The sequence below is a fragment of the Catellatospora sp. NPDC049609 genome (assembly GCF_040675365.1).
In the GTDB taxonomy this organism is placed as follows: Bacteria; Actinomycetota; Actinomycetes; order Mycobacteriales; family Micromonosporaceae; genus Catellatospora.
Window position 1 is genome coordinate 1 of record NZ_JBFAOU010000295.1, and the last position, 6,023, is coordinate 6,023.

General features: G+C 65.3%; 5 protein-coding genes and 1 tRNA gene. 5 read left to right on the forward strand and 1 reads right to left on the reverse strand.

Going from position 1 to position 6,023, the window contains the following annotated elements:
- Positions 1-208: 208 nt before the first annotated feature.
- The 3 genes from AB0J67_RS38635 to AB0J67_RS38645 all read left to right on the forward strand — a co-directional run bounded on the left by AB0J67_RS38635 (position 209) and on the right by AB0J67_RS38645 (position 3,361).
- Complete coding sequence (locus AB0J67_RS38635; protein WP_363490385.1) at positions 209-838, forward strand: DUF433 domain-containing protein; 630 nt, start codon at positions 209-211, stop codon at positions 836-838.
- 3 nt (positions 839-841) lie between these two features.
- Positions 842-1,354 (forward strand): hypothetical protein, encoded by a 513-nt coding sequence (locus tag AB0J67_RS38640; protein WP_363490387.1) that lies wholly within the window; start codon positions 842-844, stop codon positions 1,352-1,354.
- A 1,509-nt stretch (positions 1,355-2,863) separates the two neighbouring features.
- Positions 2,864-3,361 carry a hypothetical protein gene (locus tag AB0J67_RS38645; RefSeq protein ID WP_363490389.1) on the forward strand — a complete coding sequence of 166 codons (498 nt, stop codon included), beginning with the start codon at positions 2,864-2,866 and terminating at the stop codon, positions 3,359-3,361.
- Positions 3,362-3,685: 324 nt separating this feature from the next.
- On the opposite strand, the gene AB0J67_RS38650 is transcribed toward AB0J67_RS38645, so the two are convergent.
- Positions 3,686-3,761, reverse strand: a tRNA-Lys gene (locus tag AB0J67_RS38650).
- A gap of 307 nt (positions 3,762-4,068) precedes the next feature.
- On the opposite strand from AB0J67_RS38650, the gene AB0J67_RS38655 reads away from it, so the two are divergent.
- Entirely contained in the window at positions 4,069-5,358 is a 1,290-nt protein-coding gene (locus AB0J67_RS38655; protein ID WP_363490391.1) for an Ig-like domain-containing protein, read from the forward strand.
- Positions 5,359-5,486: 128 nt separating this feature from the next.
- On the forward strand, positions 5,487-6,023 hold a 537-nt coding region (locus AB0J67_RS38660; protein ID WP_363490393.1), incomplete at its 3' end, for an Ig-like domain-containing protein.

Consider the following 6,023-nt stretch of genomic DNA (forward strand, 5'->3'; position numbering starts at 1 on the left):
CCGCCCAGTCCTCCACGCTCAACACCCTCCTGATCATTCGGAGGGGGTCAACATTCACCCGCCGCCAGGGGGTCAGTTTTCACGCGTCGCCGACAGCTGGCATCAGACACAAGGCGTCCGGTAGTCGATTGTGCCCGTTTGGCGGACCGGCGCCGCTGGGCGCGCTAGATAGGCTTCCGTACCCTAAAGTGACGGAGGGAGGTGTGAAGTGGCCTATTCAGAAGCGCTGACGGCAGCCCTGGGAGGGGTGACCGTGCATCAGCTTCGTGGGTGGAGATCGGGTGCTGAACCCCTTCTTGTGCCCGAGGCTGAAACCTCCGGCCGTTCCGTCCGGTACAGCTATTTGGATCTCCTCGCGGTTAGGACCGTCGGGCTGTTGAGAGCGGCGTTCTCGTTGCAGAAGATCCGTAAGGCGGTCGGGAACCTTCACGGCCTCTCGGACGTGGATCACTTGGGCCGCTACGTCCTGTTGCGCGATGGCGAGTCCATCGTTTGGGAGCGGGATGAGGAGTATTCGGTTGACCTCCTGCGACGGCCAGGCCAACAGGTGCTCGTTACTGGACGCGATGTCCTTGAGGGTTTCGAGGGTTGGTCGGGTGTTCAGGTTGTTCCGCTTCGACGCCCCAAGCCGGGCATATCGATCACCGATGATGTCATGGATGGATTTCCGGTAATTGAGGACACTCGGGTGCCGTACGACACCATTGCTGGATTGGCGAATGACGGCCTAGACGCGTCCAACATTCGCTACTTCTATCCCGCTGTAACCGATGAAGGGGTGACGGGGGCTGTGGCTTTTGAGGACTATGTTAATAGGTATAACAAGCAGGCGGCATAGGCGTTGAAGATTCTTCTTGACGAACAAGTTCCTCAGCCCGTTCTCACCCCACTGAATCAAATGCTGCCACACCATCAGATTGACCACGTACAAACGGTCGGCTGGAAATCCAAGAAGGATGTACAGCTCTTGAATGACCTGGCAAAACGTGGTTATGAAGTGCTTGTAACGGCCGATCTCAATCAGCTTTACAAGCCCGAAGAGTGTCGCCTTATAAAGAAGAATGGATTCCACCACGTTAGGTTCGAGCAGAGCGGTTTAGGAATCGCGCAGACCGCAAGCGCAATCGCGACCGTGGTAGCCGGCTTGCCTGTGGTTCTCCCCATACTTCAAAAGGCCACTGGGCAGCGTTTGGTGTTACTTAAGACGGTCAAGTGCAATGGTGATGCGCACGAGATCTGCGACCCTGATATTGACCCGCCGCCGTACTGGCCTGGACGGGAGTCCGCGCGAGGTCACACGCCGACTCAGCGTCAACGTGCTAGCTCCAGCGACGTCCCTCCAACGGTGAGCTAGCGACAAGCCGCCCATCGCCGTGGTGCTGGCCCTCGGGGAGCGGGCTGATCCTGCCGGGAGCAGGCAAGGAAGTCTTCAGATGGAGGCGTCTCGATGAAACAGCCAGCGTGCCAGCGCTCAACCGGCCGGGGCGCATGTTGACCCCCAGGCAACGATCTTGGTCCTTTGAGCACGACCAACACCTAGGCTGAGCTGGTCATACCGTCCCGCATCATTTCTCGCGATGCCCCCATGTATGCCTGCGTTGACACCCAGTTTGACACTCAGCCGCTGCCAAAGATCGAACCGCTGGCACCTACTAGAAGAGATCACGTCGAGCGTCGGGGCCGTGTATCGTCCTCGCCCGTGCTTCCCTCGCGTCTACGTTCGCTGGTGCTCCTCGTCGCGCTGCTTGCGGCCGGCTGCGCCGACAGCCTTCCCTCGGCCAACGCCTCCAGCCCGACAACCAGCGCATCCGAAGCGGTGCCCGCCCTACCCTCGACGCTAACCCTCTTACATCAAGCACGCGGTGCGTCTGATTACACTCACCGGCTCACAGTGAAGCACGATGGGTACTGGGTCTGCGACGGCTGTGGCGCGAACGGGGCCACGCGAATCGGACGGCTCACAATCGATCAGGTCGGCGAGCTAGAGAAGGCCATGTTGGACCCTGGGCTGACCTCGGAGGATGACCAGAGACGGCCCAAGGCGGCCTGCGATGGCGACATGTTCACCACCATGATGACGTCCCTAGCCCTGGTCAGCTGGACAGGCTGCCCTGGGGATGTCCCGCCACCGATCACCGCATTGATCGTGCGACTGCTCACCGAGACGACGTCCATACCATCGGGTATGGAAAGCGCCAAGCCTTAATCTGCTAGAAGTCGGAGAACATGCCCGAAACTGCCTGGTCGCGATAGGGGATGTCATGCCCGTCCGTGCCCGGCCATGACCCCTCACGGCACTGCTAATAGCCCGCCGCGATTCCTCAATCGAACGTGCGGTTACGTCCAGCAGGCGGCGTCGAATCTCGTCCTCGGTGCCAGCGCCCTACAACTCCATGCACGTCAGAGCGCCGTCAAGTAATCCTTGACGGCGCTCTTTGTGTTTCAGAAGCCTCTCGGTGTTGGTCGGGTGGAGGGCTCTCCTCGGCAGGGCAGGCTTCAGACCGTCCCGAGGTTCTCGGTCGGGTCAAGGCTCGCCGTAGGCGACCGCGTAGCGGCTTGGCCTTGGCCCGGCCGGGGTTCTCGGGATGCCCTTGTGGTGACCTGGTGAGGGGAGCCCGGCTGCTCTCTGAGGCGGGCCGGGGTGGCGGGGCAGCGCCCCGCCTGTTTGCCACTACGACGAAGCGGGAGCCGCGTCGGTGACGGGGACCGGGGCCTGGGGTGGCGAGCCCATCAGCGGCGCGGGTTGTCACTCTGCGCGCCTGCCGGCCACTACAGGAGGTAGTCGCAGGCGGGCCGCCCGGCCGCCGGAACCTCGCTGAGACGCGCTAACGTGCCCGGACATCAAGCGCTGACGGAGGCGGACGTGAACGTGTGGAATGTCAAGCGCGATGAGGAGCGCGTGCAGTGGCAGTTGGTCCCGTTGGTCAGTGTGGGGCCTCTGTCGTTCGGCATGACCCGCGCCGAGGTGCTCGCTGCGCTGGAACCGGAATTTCCGCATCTTTCTGGAAGCCGAGAGGGGCTGACGCACTCCGGTACTCCGGCCTGGGGCGAGTGTGTGACAACGTACTACTCCAAGGACCGTCTGTACTGCGTTGCTATCGATGCGCTGCGCGGACCGCAGGTGACTGTGGATGGCGTGCCTCTTGTCGGCCGCGTGCCGTCTGAGCTGGAGGCATGGATGCTCGCGACGCAAGTTCCGGGGCTGCGCTATAGCCACGCCGCGGATCCGGAACTGGAGGAGATCGGGCTGGTCGTCCGACCGCAACGGGCCGGAGACGTCGTGCTTACCCGGCCGGTCTTCCTCCGCCGGTTGGCGGTCTCCTGGGACACAGTTCCGTCGGAGGAGTGGTTCCGATTCTGATCGCTTGGCTAGGCGGCGCTTACGTTGGCGCGGGCCGCCGCCCTCCGCGCGGGCCGAAGGCAGGAGCGCGGGCAGGGCGAGCGGCCACGGTGCGGCGCGTCAGCGCCGCCTTGAAGGCGTACAGGAATTCGTCACAGCTCGGCAAGGGAACCAGTCGCACTTCTGGCGAAGTCAGGCGCGCAGCGGGGAACCGGTCCTTTATCTACGAGGGACACCTCGGAAGGCTACGGCAACCGCGGCAGGTTCACTCTTGATCGACACTGCCGTTGGGGTCGGAAATGAGTCAGGCCCGGTCACTTCGTGACCGGGCCTGACTGTTACTACTGGTGCGCCGCCAGGGACTCGAACCCCGAACCCGCGGATTAAGAGTCCGCTGCTCTGCCAGTTGAGCTAGCGGCGCTCGTTGGCAACGGAGAGAACCTTAGCATGACGGTCCGGCGTATCTCCAATCGGTTACCGGACCTCCTCCCCGTGCTGCCGAACCCACCCAAACCACCCCCACAACCACCACACACCCACACAAACCCAACCAGCCAAGACGGCTCCCACACCCCGCTCCCCGACCACGGAGAGCGACATGTGAGCGCCCTCACTCGAAGATCATCCCGCGCCACGATCCGAGAATCCGTCAGAACCGGCCACACCACCCAGCACCCTGCGGCAGGATGTGAACCGGGACATTTCACCGTGATTCAGGCAGGTGGCGTATGCGTGCACTCCGCAGGCTCAGCGTCGCGGCGGTCACCGCCGCTCTCCTCGTACCCACGCTGGCTTCGTGTGACAGCGAACCGACCGGCTTCACCGCCGCGCAGAACCCGCCACCCGCCCCGCCCGCGCAGACCCTCGAACTCACGCCGGCCGCGGAGACCAAGGATCTCTCGGTCAGCGCTGAGATCGGGGTGACCGCGACCAACGCGAGCATCCGCTCGGTCGCCCTGTCCGACGCCAAGGGCAGGCTCGTCCCCGGCCGGATGCGCGCCGACGGCACGACCTGGGTGCCCGACAGGCCGCTGCAGTACAAGACGGCGTACTCGGCGACGGTCGTGGCGACCGACGGCCGCCGGGCGGTCACGCAGCGGACGTGGTTCACCACGATGGCGGAGCCGCCGAAGCAGGTCGGCACGGGCATGTACCTGTTCGACGACCACACCTACGGTGTCGCGATGCCGGTGGTGGTGGAGTTCTCGGAGCAGATCCCGGAGTCGGCGCGGGCGGCGGTGGAGTCGCGGCTGTTCGTGGAGACGACTCCGCACCAGCCGGGGGTGTGGCACTGGATGAGCGGGCGGCAGGTGACCTACCGGGCGCCGGAGTACTGGAAGCCGGGCACGGCGCTCACGGTGCGGGCGGCGCTGAAGGGTGTGCCGATGGGCGAGGGCCGGTACGGCGACGACGACCGCCGCGCCTCTGCCAAGATCGCGAAGGACCGGCTGGAGCTGATCGTCCGGAACTCGGACAAGGAGATCGAGGTGCTGCGCAACGGCAAGAAGGTGAAGTCGATGCCGGTGAGCCTCGGCAAGGCGAGCACCCCGTCCTCCTCCGGCACCATGGTGATCATGGACAAGCAGGCGTCCACCATCTTCGACACCACCGGCGAGCCGGGCGACCAGTACCGGGTGGCGATCCAGTACGCCCAGCGGCTGACCTGGGGCGGGGAGTTCATCCACTCGGCGCCGTGGAGCGTGGGCGACCAGGGGCGGCGCAACGTGTCGCACGGCTGCCTGAACGTCTCGCCCGGCAACGCCGTCTGGCTGTTCGAGAACACCCATGTCGGCGACCCGGTGACGGTCAAGGGGACGGGCGTGAAGCTGGAGAAGGGCAACGGGTTCACGGCGTGGGATCTGAGCTGGAAGGAGTTCGTGAAGGGCAGCGCGCTGCCGATCCCGGCCGACCTGCTCCCGGAGGTGGTCAACCCGCCGGTGTCGTCGGCTTCGCCCTCGCCGTCCCCTAGCGCCGTTCCCGTGCCCTCGGCGGTGTCTCCCACGCCCGCGGCCCGATAGTCTGGAAGCAGCCCCGATGTACGGTGTGAAGCCTCACTGAGGGCAACTCGCACCCCTGCGCGCAGCGTCATTGAGGCAGGATGGATGACGTTGTGTCGCGCACACCCCTCAACGATGGTGAGGAAGCTATGCCCACCCCCGACACCCCGATCAACCCGACGCTGACCCGGCGGCGCGCGCTGACCGCGCTCGGCCTCGCCGGTGCCGGTGTCGCCGGTGTGGCCGGACTGGCTGCCTGCACCGGCGAGAAGTCGCCGATCTGGAACGGCGGAAACGGCGACGGCGACAAGCCGCAGGAGACGCCGCCGAAGGCGAGCGTGACCATCTCCGGCCCCGCCGCCGACGCCAAGGACGTCCCGGCCGGCACGGAGATCGTGTTCGCGGCGACCGAGGCGCAGACCACCGAGGTCTCGCTCAAGGACGCCAACGGCGTCGAGGTGAAGGGTGCGATGCACCCGGACGGCGCCGGCTGGCTGCCCGAGAAGGCGCTGGCGTACGGCGCGACGTACACCGCGACGGTGACGGCGACCGGTGACGACGGCAAGCCCGCGACGGCGACCGCGACGTTCACGACCATGGCCAAGCCGGCCGCCGGCAAGCAGATCGGCGTGAGCAGCTTCCTGGCCGACAACGCCGTGATCGGCGTCGGCATGGTGCTGCTGTTC